This is a genomic window from Mesorhizobium sp. M0058 (assembly GCF_040323095.1).
In the GTDB taxonomy this organism is placed as follows: Bacteria; Pseudomonadota; Alphaproteobacteria; order Rhizobiales; family Rhizobiaceae; genus Mesorhizobium.
The window spans coordinates 61,590-82,436 of sequence record NZ_JAMYUQ010000005.1 but is presented as its reverse complement, the minus strand read 5'-3'; the positions used below and the strand labels follow the sequence as shown (position 1 = coordinate 82,436).

At 63.2% G+C, this 20,847-nt stretch carries 20 protein-coding genes; 6 read left to right on the top strand and 14 right to left on the bottom strand.

The genetic code is table 11. The features are described from left to right. Nucleotides 1-162: 162 nt before the first annotated feature. The 5 genes from NKJ75_RS09770 to oiaX all read right to left on the bottom strand — a co-directional run bounded on the left by NKJ75_RS09770 (nucleotide 163) and on the right by oiaX (nucleotide 6,986). Complete coding sequence (locus tag NKJ75_RS09770; RefSeq protein WP_023815456.1) at nucleotides 163-1,875, bottom strand: glycerol-3-phosphate dehydrogenase/oxidase; 1,713 nt, start codon at nucleotides 1,873-1,875, stop codon at nucleotides 163-165. Beyond that, the gene (locus NKJ75_RS09765) at nucleotides 1,872-2,648 is read right to left on the bottom strand and encodes a DeoR/GlpR family DNA-binding transcription regulator (protein WP_023672603.1); all 777 of its coding nucleotides are present in this window, start codon (nucleotides 2,646-2,648) and stop codon (nucleotides 1,872-1,874) included. The genes NKJ75_RS09770 and NKJ75_RS09765 overlap by 4 nt, the downstream gene beginning before the upstream one ends. Continuing rightward, nucleotides 2,645-4,162, bottom strand: a complete 1,518-nt coding sequence (locus NKJ75_RS09760) for an FGGY-family carbohydrate kinase (protein ID WP_352499668.1) — start codon at nucleotides 4,160-4,162, stop codon at nucleotides 2,645-2,647. The genes NKJ75_RS09765 and NKJ75_RS09760 overlap by 4 nt, the downstream gene beginning before the upstream one ends. 234 nt (nucleotides 4,163-4,396) lie before the next feature. Continuing rightward, nucleotides 4,397-5,731: a four-carbon acid sugar kinase family protein gene (locus NKJ75_RS09755; RefSeq protein WP_023725663.1), complete on the bottom strand. Its 1,335-nt coding sequence runs from the start codon at nucleotides 5,729-5,731 to the stop codon at nucleotides 4,397-4,399. Nucleotides 5,732-5,735: 4 nt separating this feature from the next. Continuing rightward, the gene (gene oiaX / locus NKJ75_RS09750; protein WP_023688192.1) at nucleotides 5,736-6,986 is read right to left on the bottom strand and encodes a 3-oxo-isoapionate-4-phosphate decarboxylase OiaX; all 1,251 of its coding nucleotides are present in this window, start codon (nucleotides 6,984-6,986) and stop codon (nucleotides 5,736-5,738) included. A gap of 188 nt (nucleotides 6,987-7,174) precedes the next feature. On the opposite strand from oiaX, the gene NKJ75_RS09745 reads away from it, so the two are divergent. Beyond that, nucleotides 7,175-7,888: a transcriptional regulator NanR gene (locus tag NKJ75_RS09745; RefSeq protein ID WP_352499608.1), complete on the top strand. Its 714-nt coding sequence runs from the start codon at nucleotides 7,175-7,177 to the stop codon at nucleotides 7,886-7,888. 2 nt (nucleotides 7,889-7,890) lie between these two features. On the opposite strand, the gene apnL is transcribed toward NKJ75_RS09745, so the two are convergent. The 8 genes from apnL to NKJ75_RS09705 all read right to left on the bottom strand — a co-directional run bounded on the left by apnL (nucleotide 7,891) and on the right by NKJ75_RS09705 (nucleotide 16,653). Next, nucleotides 7,891-9,729, bottom strand: a complete 1,839-nt coding sequence (apnL, locus tag NKJ75_RS09740; RefSeq protein WP_023725662.1) for a D-apionate lactonase — start codon at nucleotides 9,727-9,729, stop codon at nucleotides 7,891-7,893. Then, on the bottom strand, nucleotides 9,726-10,760 hold the full coding sequence (locus NKJ75_RS09735; protein ID WP_023681700.1) for a Gfo/Idh/MocA family protein: 1,035 nt from the start codon (nucleotides 10,758-10,760) through the stop codon (nucleotides 9,726-9,728). The genes apnL and NKJ75_RS09735 overlap by 4 nt, the downstream gene beginning before the upstream one ends. A gap of 2 nt (nucleotides 10,761-10,762) precedes the next feature. Then, entirely contained in the window at nucleotides 10,763-11,827 is a 1,065-nt protein-coding gene (locus NKJ75_RS09730) for an ABC transporter permease (RefSeq protein ID WP_023688190.1), read from the bottom strand. Continuing rightward, entirely contained in the window at nucleotides 11,820-13,376 is a 1,557-nt protein-coding gene (locus NKJ75_RS09725) for a sugar ABC transporter ATP-binding protein (RefSeq protein ID WP_023744758.1), read from the bottom strand. Before NKJ75_RS09725 ends, NKJ75_RS09730 begins: the two co-directional genes overlap by 8 nt. After that, nucleotides 13,373-14,017, bottom strand: a complete 645-nt coding sequence (locus NKJ75_RS09720; RefSeq protein WP_352499607.1) for a DUF2291 family protein — start codon at nucleotides 14,015-14,017, stop codon at nucleotides 13,373-13,375. The genes NKJ75_RS09725 and NKJ75_RS09720 overlap by 4 nt, the downstream gene beginning before the upstream one ends. A 95-nt stretch (nucleotides 14,018-14,112) precedes the next feature. After that, complete coding sequence (locus tag NKJ75_RS09715; protein WP_023823037.1) at nucleotides 14,113-15,054, bottom strand: D-ribose ABC transporter substrate-binding protein; 942 nt, start codon at nucleotides 15,052-15,054, stop codon at nucleotides 14,113-14,115. Between the two features lie 324 nt (nucleotides 15,055-15,378). Beyond that, the gene (locus tag NKJ75_RS09710; protein WP_352499606.1) at nucleotides 15,379-16,206 is read right to left on the bottom strand and encodes a phosphogluconate dehydrogenase C-terminal domain-containing protein; all 828 of its coding nucleotides are present in this window, start codon (nucleotides 16,204-16,206) and stop codon (nucleotides 15,379-15,381) included. Nucleotides 16,207-16,425: 219 nt separating this feature from the next. Beyond that, nucleotides 16,426-16,653: a KTSC domain-containing protein gene (locus NKJ75_RS09705; RefSeq protein WP_023681706.1), complete on the bottom strand. Its 228-nt coding sequence runs from the start codon at nucleotides 16,651-16,653 to the stop codon at nucleotides 16,426-16,428. A gap of 151 nt (nucleotides 16,654-16,804) precedes the next feature. Between NKJ75_RS09705 and NKJ75_RS09700 the strand changes: the two genes are divergently transcribed. The 5 genes from NKJ75_RS09700 (at nucleotide 16,805) to NKJ75_RS09680 (ending at nucleotide 19,750) form a co-directional block, all read left to right on the top strand. Then, entirely contained in the window at nucleotides 16,805-17,401 is a 597-nt protein-coding gene (locus NKJ75_RS09700; protein WP_352499605.1) for an alpha-ketoglutarate-dependent dioxygenase AlkB, read from the top strand. Between the two features lie 64 nt (nucleotides 17,402-17,465). Next, on the top strand, nucleotides 17,466-17,852 hold the full coding sequence (locus tag NKJ75_RS09695) for a hypothetical protein (RefSeq protein WP_352499604.1): 387 nt from the start codon (nucleotides 17,466-17,468) through the stop codon (nucleotides 17,850-17,852). A 77-nt stretch (nucleotides 17,853-17,929) separates the two neighbouring features. Further along, on the top strand, nucleotides 17,930-18,364 hold the full coding sequence (locus tag NKJ75_RS09690) for a cupin domain-containing protein (protein WP_352499603.1): 435 nt from the start codon (nucleotides 17,930-17,932) through the stop codon (nucleotides 18,362-18,364). A gap of 109 nt (nucleotides 18,365-18,473) precedes the next feature. Then, nucleotides 18,474-19,244: a copper homeostasis protein CutC gene (locus NKJ75_RS09685; RefSeq protein ID WP_488377191.1), complete on the top strand. Its 771-nt coding sequence runs from the start codon at nucleotides 18,474-18,476 to the stop codon at nucleotides 19,242-19,244. After that, complete coding sequence (locus NKJ75_RS09680; protein ID WP_352499667.1) at nucleotides 19,244-19,750, top strand: GNAT family N-acetyltransferase; 507 nt, start codon at nucleotides 19,244-19,246, stop codon at nucleotides 19,748-19,750. Before NKJ75_RS09685 ends, NKJ75_RS09680 begins: the two co-directional genes overlap by 1 nt. A gap of 66 nt (nucleotides 19,751-19,816) precedes the next feature. Here NKJ75_RS09680 and NKJ75_RS09675 read toward each other — a convergent pair whose 3' ends face one another. Continuing rightward, entirely contained in the window at nucleotides 19,817-20,839 is a 1,023-nt protein-coding gene (locus tag NKJ75_RS09675; RefSeq protein WP_023710723.1) for an acyltransferase family protein, read from the bottom strand. Nucleotides 20,840-20,847 lie beyond the last annotated feature (8 nt).

The following is a 20,847-nucleotide window of genomic DNA, read 5'->3' as shown; positions in this document are numbered from 1 at the left end:
ATTTAACGTCAATTTGTGTTACCGTATCCAGTGACGGCATGAGCCCGTAGGCGCCGGCAAATCCCAATCCGGGTGCAAAATGGGAAGGTTGATGCACAGGGCGCAACAAGGGCAAATCGATCGGATTGCCTCAGGAAAAGCTAGGCGTCGGCGATCAAGCGATCAGTCCAGCCGCATCAGGTTCCTGCCTTCGAGCTCGACAACAGCGGCTTCGACCTCCCGCGTGAGGCGCTCGGTGCTCCACCCCAACGCCCGCCCCGCGATCGCGGCAATCTCCTGCAGGTCGCGGCTCGTCAGCGAGCCGCCTATCGCCAACGTGCTGCGGCGCATAACGACATCGGCCAGATGTTCGACGAACTCGTTGCGCGCGATGTAGTCGATTTCCGCCTTGCCGTAGCCGCCGGAGTCCGGCAGGCAACCCTCATCATCCGACCCGTGCCTGGCGATCTCAACGGCTCTGGTCCCGTAGCGCGACAGCAATTGATCAAGGCGCCCTTCCCCGGCGCCCGTTGCCTGCTGTGCCTCAGCCAGCCAGTCCGCGCGCGCGGCGGCATTGGCCGGAAAATCCCGCCCACCGCCGATCGGCATCGACTGAGTCGACATCTTGCGGCTGCGCTGCAAGCGCTTGAGTACGGTATCAGTGACTTCCTCGGCAAAGCCGCGGAACGTCGTCCATTTGCCGCCGACCAGCGAAATGACTGCAAAGGGCCTGTTGCCGTCCGGCTCGGCAACGGGCGCCGAATGATCGCGGCTGATCAGTCCGGGCGTCGCTGCTTCAGACGTCGGCAGCGGCCGGATGCCGCTATAGGCGTAGACGATCTGGTCGCGCTCGAACGCCATGCCCGGCAGCAGCGTTCGCACGCTGTCGAGCAGATAGTCGACTTCTTCGGGTTCGCAGCGGACCGCGTCCGGATTGTCGGCCTTGATGTCGGTCGAGCCGACCAGCGCCAGGCCGAGATAGTCGTAGACCAGGCAGATGCGGCCGTCATCGGCCTCGAAATAGAGCATGCGCCCGGCGAGGCTTTTGACCAGTTCGTCATGCCTTAACAGGATATGCGAGCCCTTGGTGCCGCCGATCATCTTCGATGGAGCACCAAGCAGCGCGTTGACGTCGTCGATCCACGGACCGGCGGCGTTCACCACCAGCTTCGGCCGCACCGAAAAGGCCGCGCCGTTTTCCGGCTGGAAGGTGAGCACGCCATTGGCTGAAGCCGCCAGTGTCGTGTAGTTGGCACCGGCAGACGCCGCGTGAGCCTGCAAGCCGTCGAGGATCAGTTCCAGCACCAGCCTTTCCGGGTGACTTATCTTGGCGTCGTAGTAGGTGCCGGTGGCGACGATCGCCGGATTGAGCGCCGGCATCTCAACAAGCGCCTGCCGCCGCCCGACCATGCGGTGGCGCGGCATGACCTGGTTTCGTGAACCGTAGAAATCGTAGATCATCAAGCCGATCTTGATCAGTATGGCGCCGCGGCTGCGCGGCGCGCTGGTCGAGCCGAACAGCGTTCGCAACGCCGCGAGCATGCCCTTGCTCCACGAGAAGATCGGGATGACGGTCGGCAGCGGGCTGACATAGTGCGGCGCGTTTTGAAGAAGCAGATTGCGTTCGAGCGTCGACTGCGCCACCAGCCCGAACTCGCCGGTCTCGAGATATTTCAAGCCGCCGTGGATGAGCCGCGACGGCGCGGCACTGGTGCCCGAGCCGAAATCGGCCTTTTCGACGATCAGGCAGCTGACACCTTGCGCGCACAGATCGCGAAACAGCCCAGCCCCGTTGATGCCGGCGCCAAGAATGACGACGTCGACTTCGCCGGTCCCGGCCATCGCGGCGAGACGCCCGGCGGGATTGTCCGCCCCGGCTCCATCTGCTGGGTTCATGGCGCCTTCGTCTTGACGATGCGCAACTTCACCCCCGCCCGTTCGAGGCTCTGCGCCTGCGCATCGCCGAGGCCCTCGGTCACCAGCACGGCGTCGAAACTGGTCAGATCGTCGAAGACATGCAGCGCGATCCGGTCGAATTTTGCGTGGTCGACCAAAAGGATGCGCTTCACGGAGGCGGTCATCATCGCCTGCTTGACCCGCACGACATTCGGATCCTGGATGAAAGCAGTGGTTCCGGTGACGGCCGAAGCCGAACAGATCAGCACATTGGCGCGCAACTGCGCCACGGCGTTCTCGCAGACAATGCCGATATAGGCATTGTAAGTGGGATGATACTGGCCGCCGAGGCAGATGAAATCGATATCGTCCACATTGATCAATTGGCCCGCCGTCGAGACGCTGTTGGAAATGACGGTCAGCGGCTTGACGTCGAGCAGCAGCGTCGCGACCGCGTTTGCCGTCGATGAATCGTCCAGCATCACCACCTGGCCGGCCTCGATATAATCCAGTGCCGCCCGCGCCAGTGCATCCTTCTCGGCTCGATTGACGGTCACCCGGTAGCGGAAAGCGCTCTCGTAGAGGCCGGAAGGCTGGACCGTCACCGCACCGTGCAGCTTGCGCAGCACGCCCTGCTGCGCCAGCCGGTCGATATGCCGGTGGATGGTCATGCGCGACACGCCGAAATGCTCGACCAGATCATCGATGCGCACCTGGCCGAGCTTGATCACATAATCGGCGATCTCTTCGCGTCGTTCGTCGGCCTTGATCATGCGTTTACCCCCGCCAGCCTTTCGATATCAGGCCAATGCGACTTCAGCTGCTCGGCTATGCGGCAGTAGAGCGAAAACCGCTCATTGAACACAGCACTGGAGGCGGGCACGGGTTGATACGTCCGCTCCGTCATCCCGACCTGCCTGGCGCCCTGTTGCGGCGTCGCGAAGATCCCGACCGCGGCACCTGCGCAAAGCGCGGCACCGAGGGCCGCGGTCTCATCCGTCGAGGTGACGGTGACCGGGGCGTTCAGCACGTCGGCAAACATCTGGACGAAGGCAGGATTGCGCGAACCGCCGCCGGTCAGGCGGATCTCGCTGACGGCAAAGCCGTCGCGCAAAGCCTCGACATGGGTGCGGTGATTGAAGGCGATGCCTTCCAGAACCGCCTTCAGCATGTCGCCGCGATTGTGCCAGCCATGCAGGCCGACAAAGCTGCCGCTGGCCAAATCGCCATAGGGAGAGCCGAACAGATAGGGATGAAACAGGATGGTCGAAGGCTTCTTCAACGCCGCGTCGATCTCTCCCGCCAGCAATTCGTGGAGGGAGCCGCCATCCGTCCTGTCCTGCTCCGCGCGGCAAAACGTGTCGAGAAACCAGTCGTAGTTCGCGGTCGAGGCCGGCGAGATCGACATGTTGTTCCAACGGCCCGCGTCGATGGCGTTGCGGCAGAACCAACGCCGGTCGACGCGCGGTTGCGAAGAGACGACTTCATTGATGGAATAGGTGCCGGCGACGATGGCGAGCACGCCGTCTTCATGGCCGCCCATGCCAAGCGCCGAGGCGGCCACGTCGTGCAGGCCGCAGGCGACCGGTGTTCCCTTGCGAAGGCCGGTCTTTTCGGCGGCATCGGCTGTGACTTGACCGGCGATGTCAGCGGAATGCGCCACCGGCGGCAGCGCGTTGAACAGATCCTCCAACCCGAAGATGCGCAGCGCTTCAGGCGCATAGGCTTGCGTGCGAAAATCCGTGAATGAGGTGCTTGCCTCCGTGCGGTCGGTCCCGATCGTGCCGGTCAGGCAAAAGCGCAGCCAGTCCTTGCAGGCCAGCACATGGCCGATGCGGCCATAGCGATCAGGATCGTTCTGCTTAAGCCACGCCAGCAGCGCCGACGGCGCCGAAACATGCGGCGTCTGGCCTGTCGTCGCCAGCGCATCGGTGAAAACGGTAGCGGCGGACCACCTTTCGACAATGTCGCCGGCGCGGCTGTCGAGCGACAGGATGCCTGGTCCCAAAGGCTGACGATCATGATCGAGCAGATAGAGACCATCGCCATGCGCGGTCGCCGCCACCGCCTTGATGTCTTCCGCCGGCCTGCCGGAGAGCGCGATCGCCTCCTTGATGGCGTCGGCTGTTGCTTGCCACAGGCCTGACATGTCGCGCTCCACCCAGCGCGCGTGGGGCATCGATTGCGGCACCCGGCGACGCGCCACGGACAATTGCGTGCCGTCGGCATCGAAGATGACCGCCTTGGTGACCGTGAGGCCGTTATCGATTCCGAGCAGGCTGGGCATGATCACCGCCTCTTTCAGCATTGGCGATTGCTACAGGGCGATCCTGCAGTCTGATGCAAGGGCGAAACACATGGCGACAACCCCGATAGAGCAAGGGGGACAAACGGCAAAAGCACCTCGCCGCAACAAAGAACTCATATCTTTATGTGAATTTAACGTCAACATGCGCGACAAAACCGCCACGGCGCCGTTAGAGGGCATGAATGGATCTCGCCGTTGCCAGGCGACGCGTAATCAGCTGCTAAGGCCGTCACGGATGGCGCTGAAATAGCGGTCGGTTCCAACCTGCCCGCCCTTGAGTGCCACCTCCAGCCCATCGATCGCCTTGACGCGCGAGTGAGCGACGCAAAGCGGCGAGCCCGGCGACGCCGGCAACGGCATCCGCACGGTCAGCGCATCGACACCCATCTGGCCGAGCGCGTGGCTCGACGTATCGCCGCCGGCAACGACCACGCGCTGCAACTTCTGCTCGATGGTCAGCGCGCGAAGCAGTTCGCCGAGGCCCCGCCCGAGCTTGTGGCGGGCGCCTTCCTGGCGGTCGATTTCGCCCCCCCTATCGGCCGCGGGTCCAAGGGCCGTGTAGAGAACGACGCTGCGCCCGGCTTCCAGACTGGCGCGACCGGCTGCCGTCGCGCGTGCGATCGCATCTCCGGAAGCTTCGGAGATCAGTTCGACGGGATCGACCTCGATGCCGTCGAAGCCGTCAGTCAAAGCGTGACGGATCTGTCGTTCGGTCGTCGGCGAACAACTGCCCGAGACGACCGCGATCCGGTCGGCGGCACCCGGCGGCGAAAATTCTGGTTCAGCTCTGACCGTCCCGTTAGACACCCATTCGGCCAGCAGCGCATATTCGATCCCCGACGAGCCGACGACGAACGAACCGCCCGGCTTGCGGACGCGCCATATCTCCTTGCCGGCAAGCGCCTGCGTCTCGCGGCTGTCGACATCGACAAGTACGATGTCGGTGCCCTCTGCGAGCAAGCGGTCGAAGGCCTCCGAGCGCGCCACCGACTGCAACGTCGCGAGGTCGACCAGCCCCGATGTGAGCTCCGTCTGCCGCGACAGATGGATGAGCAGGTCGGATTCATCCATCGGCGTCGTCGGGTGGCGGCTCATCACCGGATGGCGGTCGATGCGGAAATACTTTTCACGATAGGCCGCGAACAAATGACCGAAGGCCGTGTAACGCTTGAGCTGCGGCGCCCCGACCAGCAGCGGCACGCTGTCCTGCGCGAAGACCGAGCGGCCGATCTCGATGGCGCGACCGATGCTGCCGATCGTCGGACTGGAATCGAAGGTCGAGCAGACCTTGTAGTGACAGATCGCGGCATTCAGCGTCTTCAGCCAAGCGAAGGCATCGCTCAGATGCGTGTCCATCCATTGTGGCGTCTCGCTGCGGCTGGTGCCGGCCAATCCAATGGCGCGGCAGTGGCTGAACTGCGCAAGCATGGCCGCGTCCGGCTGGCGCATGAACAGCACGGTCGGCACGCCGCCGAGTTCGAGCGCTTCCATGGCGTCGGTCGAGCCGGTGAGGTCGTCGCCATAATAGCTGAGAAGCAGGTCTTGCATTGCTTCAGGCCGCTTTGCCGTCGCCGAATTTTTCGATCGACCGCGCCAGCTCCGGATGGCTCAAGGCGAAATCCGCCAGCGGAATGCCGTCGACCGCCGCCTGCCAGGCTTGCTGCACGGCACGCACCCCGGCGCCCGGTCCATCCGGATGGCTGACGATGCCGCCGCCGCACAGATAGAGCAGATCGACCGTCCGGCCGGTCCGTTCATAGGTCTCGGGTGCTTGCCCGCCCCATTGGCCGGAGCCCGCCACAGGCAAGGCGCAATCCTCAGGCGCAAAAATCGGCGTCGTCACCGCCTTGAAGGACTCGACGAAAGACGCGTCCGGCTCCCAGTATTTCGATTGGATGCCGTTGATCTGGAACTGGTCGACGCCGAGCAGCCGCCAGAACTGTTGCCAGACCTTGAAGTTCATACCGAGGCCGGGATGGCGGGTGAGGATGTCCCAGCCGTTGCGATGAGCGTGAAGCACCAGGCTGGAGCGTTTTCTCAAGAAGGCCAGGCCACCGAAACCGACGGAGTTGATGTTGACCACCGCGCAATTGCCGCCGGCCTTGGCCACCAGATCGTGTTTGCGCATCATCTCGTCCGGGTCGGCATGCGAGATGCCGAAGGCATACATCACCTTCTTGCCGGTCCTCTGCTCGTGGTCGAGGATCAGCGGCATGATTGCCTTTACCCGCTCCGCCAGCGGCGAATAGGCTGGGCTCATCAGCTTCTCATCGTCCTTGATGAAATCGACACCGGCGGCGATCAGCTCGCCCACCATCGCGGCGGTCTCGGGGGGCCGCAGCCCCAGCGCCGGCTTGACGATGGTGCCGATGATCGGCCGATCCGTGACACCTGTCAGCCTGCGGCTGCCGGCGACGCCGAATTGCGGACCTGGATGCGCGCCGCGGAATTGCTCCGGCAGCTTCATGTCGACAACGCGAATGCCGGACAGGCCCTTGATCGAATAGGCGCCGCCGATGGCAATGGTCATCAGAGCCGACAGGTCGTGGCCGATGGCATCGAATGGAAAGGCGATGTCGACATCCGCGCGCTTGAACGGCCCGTTACCGGCCTCGGGAATGGAGGGGCGAAGTGCGTCCGGCAGGTGCCGAATGGCCAGGACACGCGCGGCCACCCGGGCTTTCAGTTCCTCGGTCTCGCCGGGCAGCGCGACGAAGGTTCCAGTCGACTGGTCGCTGGCGATCTTGGCTGCCAGCCTCTCGATGCTGCCTGATGTCTCGATGCGGTAGGTGAACGTGATCATGGTTCGTTGTCTGAGGCCGCAGGGGGTTCGAAAAGAGTTCCTTGATCGTCGAAACCTGGTATAATGAGTACATAAGCTTTGCAAGTGATATCCTGTCTGGCGGGGTACGGTCGAGCGGTCAGACAGGCGTTCCGAAAATCGCGGTGGCAGTGCTAGATAGACACAGGTCAAGGGAGTGATTCGCGACGATGAACCGTTCGGAGCCGATCGTCCGGCGCAAACTTTCCGACGAAGTGTTTTTGCGGCTGAAGCGCCTGATCACCAGCGGAGAATTGACGCCGGGCGACGACATGCCGTCGGAGCGCGAGTTGATGGAGCGCTTCGAGGTCGGCCGTCCCGCGATCCGCGAGGCGATGCAGGCGCTGAGCAATATGGGCCTCGTCGCGATCTCGCATGGGGAACGCGCCAAGGTGCTGCAGCTGACCGCCAAGTCGATCATCAAGCAGGTCGATGGCGCAGCCAAGATCATCCTGTCGTCGTCGAAGGACACGTTGGAACACCTGAAAACGGCGCGCATCTTCTTCGAGCGCGGTATGGTCAGGGAAGCCGCCGAAAACGCCACTGCCGAGGACGTTGAGCAGCTGCGGGCCACAATTGCCGAACAGCGTGGCTTTCGCGGCGATTCCGAGGCTTTCATTTCAGCCGACATGAAGTTTCACACCCAGATCGCGGCCATTTCAGGCAACCCGATCTATGTCGCCGTCAGCGAGGCGATGCTCGGTTGGCTGAAGGAATATCACACCGAAATGCTGATCTGGACCGGCAAGGAACAGTTCACGCTGACCGAGCATGAAGAGATCATCGGCCGCATCGAGAAGAAGGATGCCGACGGCGCCGAGAAGGCGATGATCAAGCACCTCGAGCGCTCGCGCGCGCTTTATGTGATGAACTCCGGCAACTGATTTCAGCTGATCCGCGTGATCGCGTAAGGGGTCATCACCAGTTGGCCTCGGCCAAGCGCTGAGATGTCGACCGTCACGTCGTCCGCCGTCAGGTTCGCCAGCCACGCCACGGTCTTGCCCGAAGCGGAGCGGCCGGCCAGCGCCAGCACCTTGGTCTCGTCGCTCGTTTTCGTCGCCACATACGTAAGGCCGGCCAGTTCGCAAAGCCCCTTGATGGCATCGAAGATCGGCCGAGGCGATCCTTCCGCGACGGGTTCGCCGGATGCTGCGAGCACGCCGAAGGGCCCGGCGAAGCCGGACAGCGTGAGCAGTTCCAGCCCGGCCGGCGCGACACGCGCGGCATAGCCGATCGTCCATGCGGCAGCGAACAGGCCGGCATGACGAGGGTCGCGATCGGCCATGGCGATGCGCTGTCCCCCGGGATTGCCCTTGGTCGCGCCGCCATAGGGGTTCTGGCGCATGGCGAGCGTCGACGGACCGATGCGGTAGGGCTTTGCCCCGAAGATCGCCCGCGTCGACGCGGTGATGAAGGGCAGCGCCTCCAGCGACTGCATGACGCTGAGATCGTCGGCAGCGTGCACGATCGGGCACGTGCAGTGGGTGACGAAATCGAGCAGGCCCCCCGGCACGCGCTTGCGGTTGAGCTCGGTGAAATAGCTGAACATGCCGCCACCAAGCCGGATATCGGGAAAGGCGCGCCGCGCCGCGTCATAGACGTCTTCGAGCGGCGGACAGTCCGGCCACGCACTGCCCGGCGGTGTCGACTGCCGGTCAACCGAAGGCGAGACGGCAATGGCCGAAAGCTTCAACCCGGCTTGACGCACCATGTCGGCAACGCCTGACAGCTCGGCATCGAGGTCGCCCGCGCAGGCAACGACGCATTCCAGCGTCGTCTGCACCGGATAGGCGGCGGTGAGCCTTGCATAAGACTGCAATGCTTCGAGACCGTGGCCGCGCGTCGGATCGTAGTGGAAGACAAGTTGCTGCGGGCCGAGCTCGGTCAATGTCGAAAGATTTGCGAGCGCTGCTTCGACCTCATCCGGGTAGATGATCACGCCGAGATCCGGCAGCCTCTGCCCGGTCTCGCCGAGTTCGACGCTGACCGGTTCGGCGGCAGATGCTGCGGCCGGCATTCCCCCCTCGCCGGTGATGCGAAGCCTGACCGTCTGGCTTACAGTTTGGCCGGCCGGCAGCACATAGGGCCAAGGCAGCGCCAGTGGCCGCACATAGGTCTTGTAGGACGCGTCCGACCAGTTACGCTGGTCCTCCATCTCGAAAGTGTCGCCCTCCATCCGGCATTCGGCAGTGATGCCCGGCCGGACCTCATGGGTGATCGCGCGCAAATCCTTGAAAGGCTGCCAGGGATCGATCAACAGCGGCAGTTTCGTCGCCACCACGCTGCCGTCGGTATGCTCGACCGTCACCGCACTGCCGGCGAGGCCGGCGATCGGATGCAGGATGCAGAAACCGCAACGGTTGGTCTCGAAATCGCTTTCAGGGACCGCGCAGACGTCGAACACCAGGTTACCGTTGGCGGAGCCCTTGATCGTAGCGCGAAAGTCTAGCCGGCTTCCGCCCGGCGCTAAGCAAGTTGCGGAGTAGCTGACGGAGAAGCTGTCGGCGTCCTGATCGACGGCAAGGTCCGTCAGCGCCGGTTCATAGGTGCCCCAGTCGCGGTCGCGCACGATGTAGGCGATGGCGCGCAACACTTCGATGCCACCGTAACGGATGGTGCGCAGGTTGCCGTTGACAAAGTCGGCGCTGAGCAGACCGGCATTCAGCCTGACCGGCTCCGCCTCGACGGCATGCGTACCGTAGAGGAGGAAGGCGTCGGCTGTCATGTCAGCAAGCCATCCAGGTGGACAGGTTCGTGGCTCGCGGCGCCCAGATAGGCCGCCTCGACCAGCGCGAATGTCTTGAGGTTGTCGGCGCCCGAGGTCGCCGGCTCGGTTCCCTTTGCCAGGCAGTCGACCCAGTGCTGCTGGATGGCGACGACGCTCTCCTGGATGTTGTGCCATGGGCGCGATGCCCAGGCGAGTACGGGCGGCGAAACGTCGGTGATCTTCGTGCCGCTCCTGCCGGTGACGGTGAGCCGATATCCCTGCGCCAAGCGGATCGTGCCGTCGCTGCCGTCGATCTCGATCAGCGTTTCGGGAAACGGTTCGGTGGCGAGCTTCGTCGCGTAGCTACAGTCGACCACTGACGTCGCCCCGCTCTTGTGGTCCATCAGCATCGTCGCGACATCTTCGCCCGCGATGCCGGGGTTGATGCGCGCGGTTCGCGTCGTGATCGTCGACACGTCGCCCAGTAGAAAACGGGCGATGTCGAGACTGTGGATACCGAGGTCCTCGATGATGAAGCGCTTTCCCTTGGCGAGATAGGGCTGGCCGGAAAACACGTCATAGGCAGAGCGGAAGGAGATGCGCCCGAAGAACGGCGTGCCGATCTCGCCGCTGTCGAGCACGGCACGCACCGCCTGGATCGCCGACTGCCAGCGAAAATTCTCATGCACCATCAGCGGTACGCCGGCTTCCACGCAGGCCCTCACCATCGCCTTGGCGTCGGCAAGCGTCGGCGCGAACGGCTTTTGGCAAATCACCGGCACACGGTGCAGCGCCGCCATCTCGACCAGCGGACGATGGCTGGGAACGGTGGTGGCGATATCGACGAAGTCGAGGCTTTCGCTTGCAAACATCTCTGCCGCGTCGGTGTAGCGCTTCGCAATGCCGAACTGGTCGCCGATGATGCGCAGCCGCTCCGGGTCGCGGTCGCAAATGGCGACCATCGCGGCGCCTTCAATGTCGCGCCAGGCATGCATCTGGTTGATGGCAAAGAAGCCGCAGCCGATGAGCCCTCCCCGCAACTCCGCCATGCTCAGCCTGCCTTTGCCATCTGCATCAGCGTCACCCGGCTCTGCAGCCGGCGCTGCGCTTGGTCGACGACGACGGCGACGATGATGACAAGGCCCTTGATCACCATCTGCCAGAAGGAACTCACGCCCATCATCACCAACCCGTCCGAAAGAATGCCGATGACGAAGGCGCCGACAATGGTGCCGCCGATCGTGCCGCGCCCACCCGACATCGAGGTGCCGCCGAGCACCGCCGCCGCAATGGCGTTGAGCTCGAAACTTTCGCCTGTTGCCGGGTGCGAGGCCATCAGTTCGGACGAGATGATCAGGCCGACGATCGCCGCGCAGAAGCCGGAGAACATGTAGACGAACATTTTCACCATGTTGACACGAACGCCCGAAATTCGCGACGCCCGTTCATTGCCGCCGACGGCGAAGATGTGGCGGCCGAGCGGGGTGTATTTGGCGAGGTAGGCCGCCGCCAGCGCAACGACGATCAGTATCCAGATCGCCACCGGCAGGCCGAGCAGCCGCCCGGCGCCGAGGAAACCAAACCCGGTGGTGCCAAGCTCCGGCTTGCCGACGAGGTTGGGGAAGGTGCGGCCGTCCGACGACAGCAACGCCAGGCCGCGCGCGACATAGAGCACGCCGAGCGTGGCGATGAACGGCGCGACGTTCAGCCTGGTGATCAGCAGTCCGTTGACGGCGCCGATCAATATGCCGACCGCCAGCGTGATCAGCGCGATCTCGACGACGTTGAAATAGACGGTGTAGCCGAATTGCAGGTCGATGCCGTTCAGCACGAGGTAGCCGGCGACCATGCCACACAGGCCGACGATCGAGCCGACCGACAGGTCGATGCCGCCGGTGATGATGACGAAGGTCATGCCCATGGCGAGGAAGGCGTTCAGCGCCACATGTTTCGACATCAGGATCAGGTTGGCGGTCGACAGGAAATTCGGCGCCGCGATCGAAAAGAAGATCAAGACGGCGATCAGCGCGATGAACGTCCTCGCCTTCATCAGCGTCAGCAGCAGCGAGCCGCTCGAGACGGAGGAGACAGCCGCCTTGGCCGGGATGTCAGTCATGGGCGCTTTTCTCCGTGTGCGGGGTCGGTCCGTGGCCAAGTGCCGAGGCGGCGACAAGGGCTGCCTCCGTCGCCTCGGAGCGATCGAACATGCCCGTCAGTTTTCCATTGCTCATCACCGCGATGCGGTCGGACAGCGCCATCACCTCATCGAGATCCGAGGTGGCGAACAGAATGCCCAACCCGTCGCGCGACAGTTTGCGCATGGTGCGGAAGACGTCGGCCTTGGCGCCGACATCGATGCCGCGGCTGGGCTCATCCATCAGCAGCACCTTCGGCCCGGTGAGCAGCGCCTTGCCGATCACCACCTTTTGCTGGTTGCCGCCCGACAGCGACGACACCTCCTGCGCCGGGTGGGCGACCTTGATCGCCAGTTCCCGCACCATCTGCATCACCGCCTGCTTCTCGTGGCCGCCGCGGATGTGGAACAGGCGGACAAAGCGCGACAGGCTGGCCAGCGTCAGATTGCTGGCGACGGAGAGGATCGACACCAGCCCTTCGCGTTGGCGGTCTTCGGGGATCAGCGCCAGCCCGCGCCGGATACGCCGCGTCGTGTCGCGCTCCTTGACCTTTTTGCCGGCGATGAAGATCGCGCCGGTAGCCTGGCCATGGCGGCCCATGATGCAGTCGAACAGCTCGCTCCGCCCGGCGCCCATCAGGCCGTATATGCCGAGGATCTCGCCGGCGCGCAGCGACAGCGAGACGTGATCGACCGCCAGCCCGCCGGTGGCGCGCGGCAGGCAGATGTCCTCGGCGCGGAATATTTCTTCGCCGGGAACATGGCCGTCGGCCTTGGCGAAATCCTTGGCGTCGGAGCCGATCATCTGCCGCACGATCCACCGCGTGTCGACGTTTTTCATCTCTTCCTGGCCGGTGATGTGTCCATCGCGCAGCACCGTGATGTAGTCGCCAATGCGGATCAGCTCTTCCAGCCGGTGCGAGATGTAGACGATCGCCACGCCGCGCGCCTTGAGGTCGGCGATCACCTTGAACAGGATCTCGACTTCGGCCGCACTGAGCGCCGAGGTCGGCTCGTCCATGATCAGGATGCGCGCATCGAGCGAAACCGCCTTGGCGATCTCGACCAGCTGCTGCTGGCCGATGCGCAGATCCTCGACCAGCATGTCGGGCCTTATCCCGGCCTGCAGGCGTTCGAGAAATTGCGCCGCGCGACGCTCCTGCTCCTTGCGGTCGATCTTGCGGAACCGGTTGGTGATCTCGCGCGTGGCGAAGATGTTCTCGGCGACGGTCATATTGCCAAACAGGTTCAGCTCCTGGAACACCATGCCGATGCCGCGGTTCACCGCGTCGCCCGATGACGAGAAGGAGACCTCCTCCCCTTCCAGGAGGATCCGGCCGAGCGTCGGCTGTTCGACGCCGGCGATGATCTTCATCAGCGTCGATTTGCCGGCGCCGTTTTCGCCGACCAGCACATTGACGGCGCCCTTGCGCACCTCGAAATTCGCGCGCTTGACCGCGACGGTGCCGGAATAGACCTTGGAGACGTCCTCCAGCTTCAAGACGACATCGTGAGCAACCGCAGCGCTCATGGCTTCCGCCCGATTTCTGCCTCCGCCGGCGTCACCAGCGGCAGGTCCTGGCCGCTCTCGAGCGTATAGGCGCCGAGAACCTTGGCGGTCCGGCCTTCCAGCGCGTCACGCGGCAGTTTGGCAAACAGGGCCTTGACGGCATAGGCGTTGAACGCCTTGCCGAACTGGGCAAAGTCGATCTGATTGGTAAAATCGTTGAACTGGATGAAATCGAGGCTGTCGCGCAGCGCGGTTCCCCGCATCGCCGGTCCGATTTGCACCCGCGCATCGGCCTTGCCGTCGCCGTCGACATCGACATCCATGGTCGCTGCCCGCGACTGCGTGTTGGCGGCGATGATCTTGCCCTCGACGCGAACCGCGAAGGTCCAGGGCGAATTCGCCTGCTTCTTCGGATTGCCATATTTGGCGCCGGCGGAAGCAGGATCGGTTTTTGCCAGAGCGTGGACTTCGGCAAACGGCCCGGCTTTCTGCTGGAGGTAAGGCACGACCTTCGCCGCCCATATCTCCTCGACCATCTTGTCCGGGTTGAAGACGGCGGCATTGCCGCTGTCCCCCGAAGGGGTCGGGAGGATCTTGCAGGCGGTCAGGCTGATGCCGACTGCAACGACAAGGATCGGCCAGTTCGGCTTGTTGTTCAGCATGATGGTTTGTTGTTCAGCATGGTGGTCGGCACCCACGGAAAATGGCGGCGAGGGACGACCCTTGGGTCGCCCCTCGCTGTTCATGTCACGCCGGCTCAGTTGGTCAGCGCAAACGTTTCCAGCTTGGCAGCATTGTCACCATTGACCAGAACGCAGTCCATCAGCTGCTTTTCCTTGGCCGGCGACTTCTTGTTCTTGATGAAGTCGTTGGCCTGCTCGACCGCCATCTGCGCCTGCGCATAGGCCGGCTGCAGGACGGTTGCCTTGATGCCGCCCGCGGTGATGGAGTCGCGCACGTCGTTCGATCCGTCGAAGCCGACGACGATGACGTCCTTGCGGTTTGCCGCGACCAGCGCCGCATAGGCGCCCATCGCCATCGTGTCATTGCCGGAGATGACGCCCTTGATGTCAGGGTTGGCCTGCAGGATCGATTCCATCTTGGCGTAAGCCTCGGTCTGGCTCCAGTTGGCCGATTGCTGGGCGACCATCTTCAGGTCCGGATAGTCGTCGATGACGTCATGATAGCCCTTCGAGCGGATGCCGGCATTTGTGTCGGATTCCTTGCCGACCAGCTCGACGAAATTGCCCTTCTCGCCCATCAGCTTGACGAACTCCTGCGCGCCGAGCTGGGCGCCCTGGTAGTTGTTGGAGACGATCTGAGCCACGGCGACGCCGGTGGCGTTGATCTCGCGATCAATCAGGAACGACGGCACGCCCGCGTCCTTGGCCTTCTGCACGGCAGCGACAGTGGCGTCGGCGCCGGCATTGTCGAGGATGATCGCCTTGGCGCCGCGACCGATCGCCGTATCGATCAATTCGGATTGCTTGTTGGCGTCGTCGTCATGGACGAGCACAAGCGCTTCGTAGCCGAGTTCCTTGGCCTTGGCTTCGGCGCCGACGGCTTCCGCCTTGAAGAACGGATTGTCGTGCGAGGGCGTGATGATGGCAATCAGGTCGGCCGCATAGGCGGGTACCGCCGTGCCAAGTGCCAGCATGCCGGCGAACGCCGCAAGTGTCATTCTGCGTGTGAGTTTCATGATGTCCTCCCGTTTGAAAAATTGCCTTGATAAATCAAGGCCTCTGCATTCGAATTCATCGCGCAACGCGGGCCGCCGATCGGTTCAGGCTGAATGCCGTTGCCGGCTTCCCAAACGGTCGTTGCTCCCCCGCCCCTCCACCCGTCCAGGCTCGAACTCCCTGCGAAACCTTGTGGATCCGAGTCAAGAACAGCTAAGCCAACTGGTATGATGAGTCAATCACTAATTGAGGTGACATGTGCCGCTGAGCAAAAAACATCTGGCTGTCATAGCGGGTGTGTCGAGCGATCGAGGCACTCCGGCCAGCGCCCGACTCGGCCAATCTCAGGTAATGCGCCGAATGCTCGCGGCGATCTCTTCCGGCTCGAACACCCGCTTCCAGTCGTCGCGCATCAGCACCGGCTTGCCGAACTCGATCGCCTTGTTGCAAGCGTCGGAAAACACACCCTTGGTCTCGCCGAAAATGACGGCGCCGAGCACGTTGATGTGGCCGAGCAGGAAGTCGAGCGCCGCCTGTTGGTCGACGCCACGCGCGACGACCTCGTCGACGGCTTCCTTCATGACGACAAGCAGTGACGCGCACACCGTCTCCGATAGACCGGGCTCCAGCAGCGCCATCTGTTCGACAGTGACACGGTGCGAGCGCATGACCGGCGCCCAGATGATTTTCGCGACCGCCTCGCCCTTGGCGTAATCCGCTTCCGGTCCCTGCATCAGCGCGCTGACCATATGCTGCTTGGCCTTGACGCCGCCAAAATAGTCCTTCTTGGCCGCCATGTCGGTCTCGTCGTTGAAGATCGGCGGATGACAGGGATGGGTGACGAAATAGGTCAGGTCCGGCCGGTTGGGCAGATGGCCGGCGAAGGGTGCGGCCGCATCGAGCACTATCACCATTGTGCCTGGCGCCAGTTTGCTCTCGATATCAGCCGCCACCTTGCCGATATGCGTGTCGGGAACGGCCAGGATGACAATATCCGCCCCGTCGAGCGCCGCATCGGCACTGACCGCGTCGAAGCCCAGTCCGGTCTTCAGCCGCTCGCGGCCGGCCTCGCTGACCTCGACATGGCATACCGTGTAGGGCGATCCGCGAAAATTGGTCGACAGGCGGTAACCCATTTTGCCGCCGGCACCGAACAGCGCAATCGTCGTCATCTATCCCTACTCCCGCATTAAACGACGGCCGCGCCGATCGTCATGTTATTAACTGGTATAATCACCTTACCACGAATTGAGGAGTTGAACAGGGCTTTGATGAGGCCATGCGGTCGTCTGTTTGGCATTCCGCTCGCACGTGGCGGGCCTATAGCTGCCTGGGTCCCTGGTCTTCCCAGCCCGAAAACTATCCCTGCGCCGCGAGTTCTCGTAGCGCCTTCAGGATCCAGTCACGCGCCGGCGTCCTTCTTCAACCAGGTGAAACCGGTAGCGATCGCGTATGAACTCGTTGAAAAATTGCCCTTTCGAGAAGGCGGCGCGGAACGCCGCATAGGTCTCGGGCTCGACCTCTTCATAGTCGTAGCGGGCTCCGCTCGGGACGAACCAGACCGAGAGGATTTTCGTCGACGGGTCGTAGTGGGTGTTGCGAATGGCAGTGGACGGCATGTCGAAAATCCTGCTTCGTCCCCAAATCTTTCGCCCCAAATCCTGCTTCGAACATGCGTAATGCCGCAACGATGCGGAGGTTCCGTCAGGGAGGCGCACCACAACGCCGAAAATCTTGCCCGGGCCGCGAGGCTTCCTATCTCTCCGTCAGATGTCACAGACGAAATCCAGTACAACAGCGTATGCCAGCCAGGGCGATCTCTTCGGCGCGGCCGACACGCTGCCGGAAGGATTTTCTTACCGGCCTAGCCTGATCACAACGGACGAAGAGGCGGAACTGGTCCGTCACCTCAATGAACTGTCCTTCAAGCCGTTCGATTTCCATGGCCATATTGCCAACCGGCTGGTCGCCGGCTTCGGCTGGCGCTACGACTACGACCGGCGACAGGTCGTCGAAGCGCCGCCCATCCCGAAATTCCTGCTGCCGCTTCGCGACAAGGTCGCGGATTTTGCCGGCAGGCAGGCCACGGAATTCGCGCAAGTGCTCATCAACGAGTATCGGCCGGGCGCGGGCATAGGTTGGCATCGCGACAAGCCGCATTTCGATCTCGTCGCCGGCGTCTCGCTGCTGGCGCCCTGCAGCTTTCGGCTGCGCCGCAAAAAAGGCTCGAAATGGGATCGCGAGACGATCGAGGTCGAACCGAGGTCCCTCTATCTCATGGACGGTCCGGCGCGCCACGAGTGGGAGCACAGCATTCCGCCGGTCGCCGGGCACCGCTATTCGATCACGCTGCGCACTCTGAAATAGACGATACTCCAAGCCACGCAGCAGCCGCTCTGGAAGGCAGCACGCAGTTGTGCTTCGATTGCATATGAGCGTTGATCGCAGCAAAATCCCGGCCATCCGCGTGGCGCTCTTTCTGTGGGCATGCCTGTCCTGCGTTCTGGCTCTGCAGTGGCTCGTCGACCTCGGCATGGTCGGCTTTCCCGACGGATACATAACGCCCTATGCCCGAGCAACGAGCACGCTGTTGCATGTCCTTGTCTGGGCATGCCTGGCTCAAAGTCTCTACTTCGCTTGCCGAGCCTTGCTTGGCAAACGCTTCGAGCCTGCTCCTCTCTTCCTGCAAATCCTGATCGCCGCCGCACTGACTGTCGTGCCGGCATTCATCGTAAAACACTGTCCGCGGTCTCAGGTATGCAGCAACATCTATGAAGCGCTCACGAATACGATGATGGACGACGGCACCGGCGGATGACGTTGTGTCTCCAGTAGCTGACGAGAGTTAGAACTTTGGCGTCGCGCCGCGCGGTGGCGGTAAAACCTGGAGGAACCATGCGAAAGATCCTGGCATCGATGCTGCTGTTCGCGGCAGCGCTATCTGCAAACCCCGCTCGGGCGCTGGACAGTACCATCCCGCCGGTTGTCGTCACACCGCTTGCCGATCGCAGCCAGACGGCGTCCGGTCAGCCGATCGTGCTGCCGCAGAAAAATGTCCAGGTCCTGGTTTCAACCTATGACATTGCGGTCGGCGCCACTCTGCCGGTGCACAAGCACCCGTTTGCCCGCTACGCCTATGTCGAGGCCGGGACACTCAAAGTGACGAATGTCGAGACCGGCAACAGCAACACCTACAAGACGGGCGATTTCATCATCGAGATGATCGGCCAATGGCACCAGGCCACCAACATCGGCGACGCCCCGGTCAAGCTGCTGGTCATCGACCAGGTCGAACAAGGCGCCAAGAACACGGTGCTGCAGAAACAATAGATCTCTCGCTACGGACCTAGGCAGGGTTGCCGGGCTGGCCCAAGCAGCGACTGGCTGTTCCGGCTTCCCCACCAACCGAGCCGATGCTAGGGCTGGCCGTCATGCAATCATGAAGGATCGCCCCTTGGCAGGAAATGCTCGCCCCCTGATCGAAATCTGCGTCGAAGGCATCGATGGACTGCTGGCCGCGCAGGCCGCCGGCGCCGACCGGGTCGAGCTCTGCGCCAGCCTGGTCGAAGGCGGCATCACGCCCAGCCTCGGCACGGTGCGCGCCGCACTCGAGAGCGCGACCATTCCCTTCCATGTCATCGTGCGGCCGCGCGGCGGCGATTTCCTCTACAGCGAGGCCGAATACAGCTCGATGCTCGCCGATGTCGCAGCGCTTCGTGACCTCGGCGTCGCCGGTGTCGTCGTCGGTTGCCTCAATGCCGACGGCACCATCGATGAAACCCGCATGGGCGCGCTGGTCGATGCCGCCGGTCCGCTCGCCGTCACCTGCCACCGCGCCTTCGACATGACGCGCGACCCGGCCGAGGCGCTGGAAGCGCTGATCCGCTGCAAGGTCGGCCGCGTGCTGACCAGCGGCCAGAGGGACACCGCGGTGGAAGGCGCCGGCCTGTTGGCGGATCTCGTCCGCCAGGCCGACGGCCGCATCATCATCCTCGGCTGCGGCGCGCTGGACCCCGAAAACATCGCCGGGGTGCTGGCATCAACCGGGCTGACGGAACTGCATTTCGCCGCGCTCAAGGACGTACCGAGCGCCATGGCCTACCGCAACCCGCAAGTCGGCATGGGCGGCGGCGATCTGGACCGCGAATACCGCACCACAGTCACCGATGGGGCGCTGGTTGCAGCGACGATTGCGGCGGCCAGAGCATGATGAGCGAAGCCGTGACTGGGCCGTCGCCGATCAGCCGTGTCTCGCCTCAGGACGAAGCGGCCATCCTCGCACTCAACAATGAGCACGCCGCCGAACTGTCATGGCTCGACCCCGAACGGCTGTCTTTCCTGCTTGGCGAAGCGTTTTACGTCAGGCGCATCGGCACGCTCGAAGCCTTCATCATGACCTTCGACCAGAATGCGGCCTACGACAGCCCGAATTTCCTCTGGTTCCGCGAGCGCTATCCACGCTTCGTCTATGTCGACCGCGTCGTCGTCGCGGCGCAAGCGCGCGGCCGCGGCCATGCCCGCCGGCTCTACGAGGATCTGTTCGGGGAAGTCGCACGCGCGGGCCACAGCATCGTCACCTGCGAGGTCAATGTCGAACCGCCCAATCCGGCTTCGGACGCCTTCCATGCGGCGCTTGGCTTTGCCGAGGTCGGTGACGCGGTGATCCATGGCGGCAAGAAGGCGGTGCGCTACTACCTCAAGGAGATCGCCGGCTGATGGGTCGCTGGCTGATGATCGGCAAGCAGATCGCCACGGCAGCATAAGATTAGGAGTCCGTAGCCCTCACCAATTCCGGTTCAGCCAGGCCCGCGCGGGCTTCTCGACCAGATAGTAGCTGCATAATGCACAGGCGAAGACAGCCGCCAGCATCGGGATCGGCGCACTGCCCTGCTCGGCGACGAATTTGTAGAAGGGCTGTTGCCAGAGATAGAGCGAGTACGACCATAGCCCGATCATCACCATCGGCCTGGATGAAAGCAGGCCGGTAAGATGCCAGTTGCTGGTGTCCAGCGTATTGACGGCAAGCGCCAGCAACGGCACCGCCAGTAGGTAATGGATCGGCGTCGGCACCGGATCGAGGAACAGCAATATAGCCGCCGCCGCCGACACGAGGCTGACATAGGGGCTCTTCAGGAATGCCGGCAGCCGGTCATCGTGCTTGAGCAGGCAGATCGATGCCGACAGCAGGATCGAGGCGATATGCACATCGGTGCGCCAATAGCTGTGCTCGTAATCCATGCCGAGTGCCCAGTACGAAATGGCGCCATTGGCCATCGCCAGCAGCGACAGCGTCACCAGCAGCCGAACGACATTACCCCGCCCGGTCACCACCACGCTGATCAGCGCCAGGATGATGTAGGCATGCTCTTCCACGCATAGCGACCAGATGTGGTCGAGCGCGCCGGCGCGGGTGATGAGAATTCCGGCATAGTTGTAGGTGAATGTCAGCGCCGTCAGCGCCGCCTTCCATTTGAAGCCGATAAAGGTGCCGGAGAGCCCGATCATGGCTGATGTCACGAACACCAGCAGCGCGGGATAGATGCGCGAAAAGCGGCGCTTGAAGAATTTTTTCAGCGGAAAGCGTTCGATGAACAGTATCTCGCCCATCAGCCGGCCTGAGAGCACGAAGAAGAACTCGACGCCGAGCACGCCGAGATTGATCCCGGGAACGGGGAAGAAATGGCCGATCAGCACCAGTGCGATCGAAAGCCCGCGCCAGCCATCGAGATAGGCCAGTCTTGCTCTGGCTGCTTTGTCGGCTGTGGCCCGCGGCAGGGCAACAGACGCTGCGGAGATGTCGGCCATGCCCGTCC

Excerpts from the sequence above, each read along its gene's own strand:
- NKJ75_RS09715 (WP_023823037.1), bottom strand. The coding sequence starts at position 15,054 with ATGAAACTCACACGCAGAATGACACTTGCGGCGTTCGCCGGCATGCTG.
- NKJ75_RS09690 (WP_352499603.1), top strand. The coding sequence starts at position 17,930 with ATGCGAAAGATCCTGGCATCGATGCTGCTGTTCGCGGCAGCGCTATCT.
- NKJ75_RS09745 (WP_352499608.1), top strand. The coding sequence starts at position 7,175 with ATGAACCGTTCGGAGCCGATCGTCCGGCGCAAACTTTCCGACGAAGTG.
- NKJ75_RS09765 (WP_023672603.1), bottom strand. The coding sequence starts at position 2,648 with ATGATCAAGGCCGACGAACGACGCGAAGAGATCGCCGATTATGTGATC.
- NKJ75_RS09720 (WP_352499607.1), bottom strand. The coding sequence starts at position 14,017 with ATGCTGAACAACAAGCCGAACTGGCCGATCCTTGTCGTTGCAGTCGGC.
- NKJ75_RS09710 (WP_352499606.1), bottom strand. The coding sequence starts at position 16,206 with ATGACGACGATTGCGCTGTTCGGTGCCGGCGGCAAAATGGGTTACCGC.
- NKJ75_RS09735 (WP_023681700.1), bottom strand. The coding sequence starts at position 10,760 with ATGGCGGAGTTGCGGGGAGGGCTCATCGGCTGCGGCTTCTTTGCCATC.
- NKJ75_RS09685 (WP_488377191.1), top strand. The coding sequence starts at position 18,474 with ATGAAGGATCGCCCCTTGGCAGGAAATGCTCGCCCCCTGATCGAAATC.
- NKJ75_RS09755 (WP_023725663.1), bottom strand. The coding sequence starts at position 5,731 with ATGCAAGACCTGCTTCTCAGCTATTATGGCGACGACCTCACCGGCTCG.
- NKJ75_RS09770 (WP_023815456.1), bottom strand. The coding sequence starts at position 1,875 with ATGAACCCAGCAGATGGAGCCGGGGCGGACAATCCCGCCGGGCGTCTC.
- apnL (WP_023725662.1), bottom strand. The coding sequence starts at position 9,729 with ATGACAGCCGACGCCTTCCTCCTCTACGGTACGCATGCCGTCGAGGCG.
- oiaX (WP_023688192.1), bottom strand. The coding sequence starts at position 6,986 with ATGATCACGTTCACCTACCGCATCGAGACATCAGGCAGCATCGAGAGG.
- NKJ75_RS09760 (WP_352499668.1), bottom strand. The coding sequence starts at position 4,162 with ATGCCCAGCCTGCTCGGAATCGATAACGGCCTCACGGTCACCAAGGCG.
- NKJ75_RS09680 (WP_352499667.1), top strand. The coding sequence starts at position 19,244 with ATGAGCGAAGCCGTGACTGGGCCGTCGCCGATCAGCCGTGTCTCGCCT.
- NKJ75_RS09730 (WP_023688190.1), bottom strand. The coding sequence starts at position 11,827 with ATGACTGACATCCCGGCCAAGGCGGCTGTCTCCTCCGTCTCGAGCGGC.
- NKJ75_RS09675 (WP_023710723.1), bottom strand. The coding sequence starts at position 20,839 with ATGGCCGACATCTCCGCAGCGTCTGTTGCCCTGCCGCGGGCCACAGCC.
- NKJ75_RS09695 (WP_352499604.1), top strand. The coding sequence starts at position 17,466 with ATGAGCGTTGATCGCAGCAAAATCCCGGCCATCCGCGTGGCGCTCTTT.
- NKJ75_RS09725 (WP_023744758.1), bottom strand. The coding sequence starts at position 13,376 with ATGAGCGCTGCGGTTGCTCACGATGTCGTCTTGAAGCTGGAGGACGTC.
- NKJ75_RS09705 (WP_023681706.1), bottom strand. The coding sequence starts at position 16,653 with ATGCCGTCCACTGCCATTCGCAACACCCACTACGACCCGTCGACGAAA.
- NKJ75_RS09700 (WP_352499605.1), top strand. The coding sequence starts at position 16,805 with ATGTCACAGACGAAATCCAGTACAACAGCGTATGCCAGCCAGGGCGAT.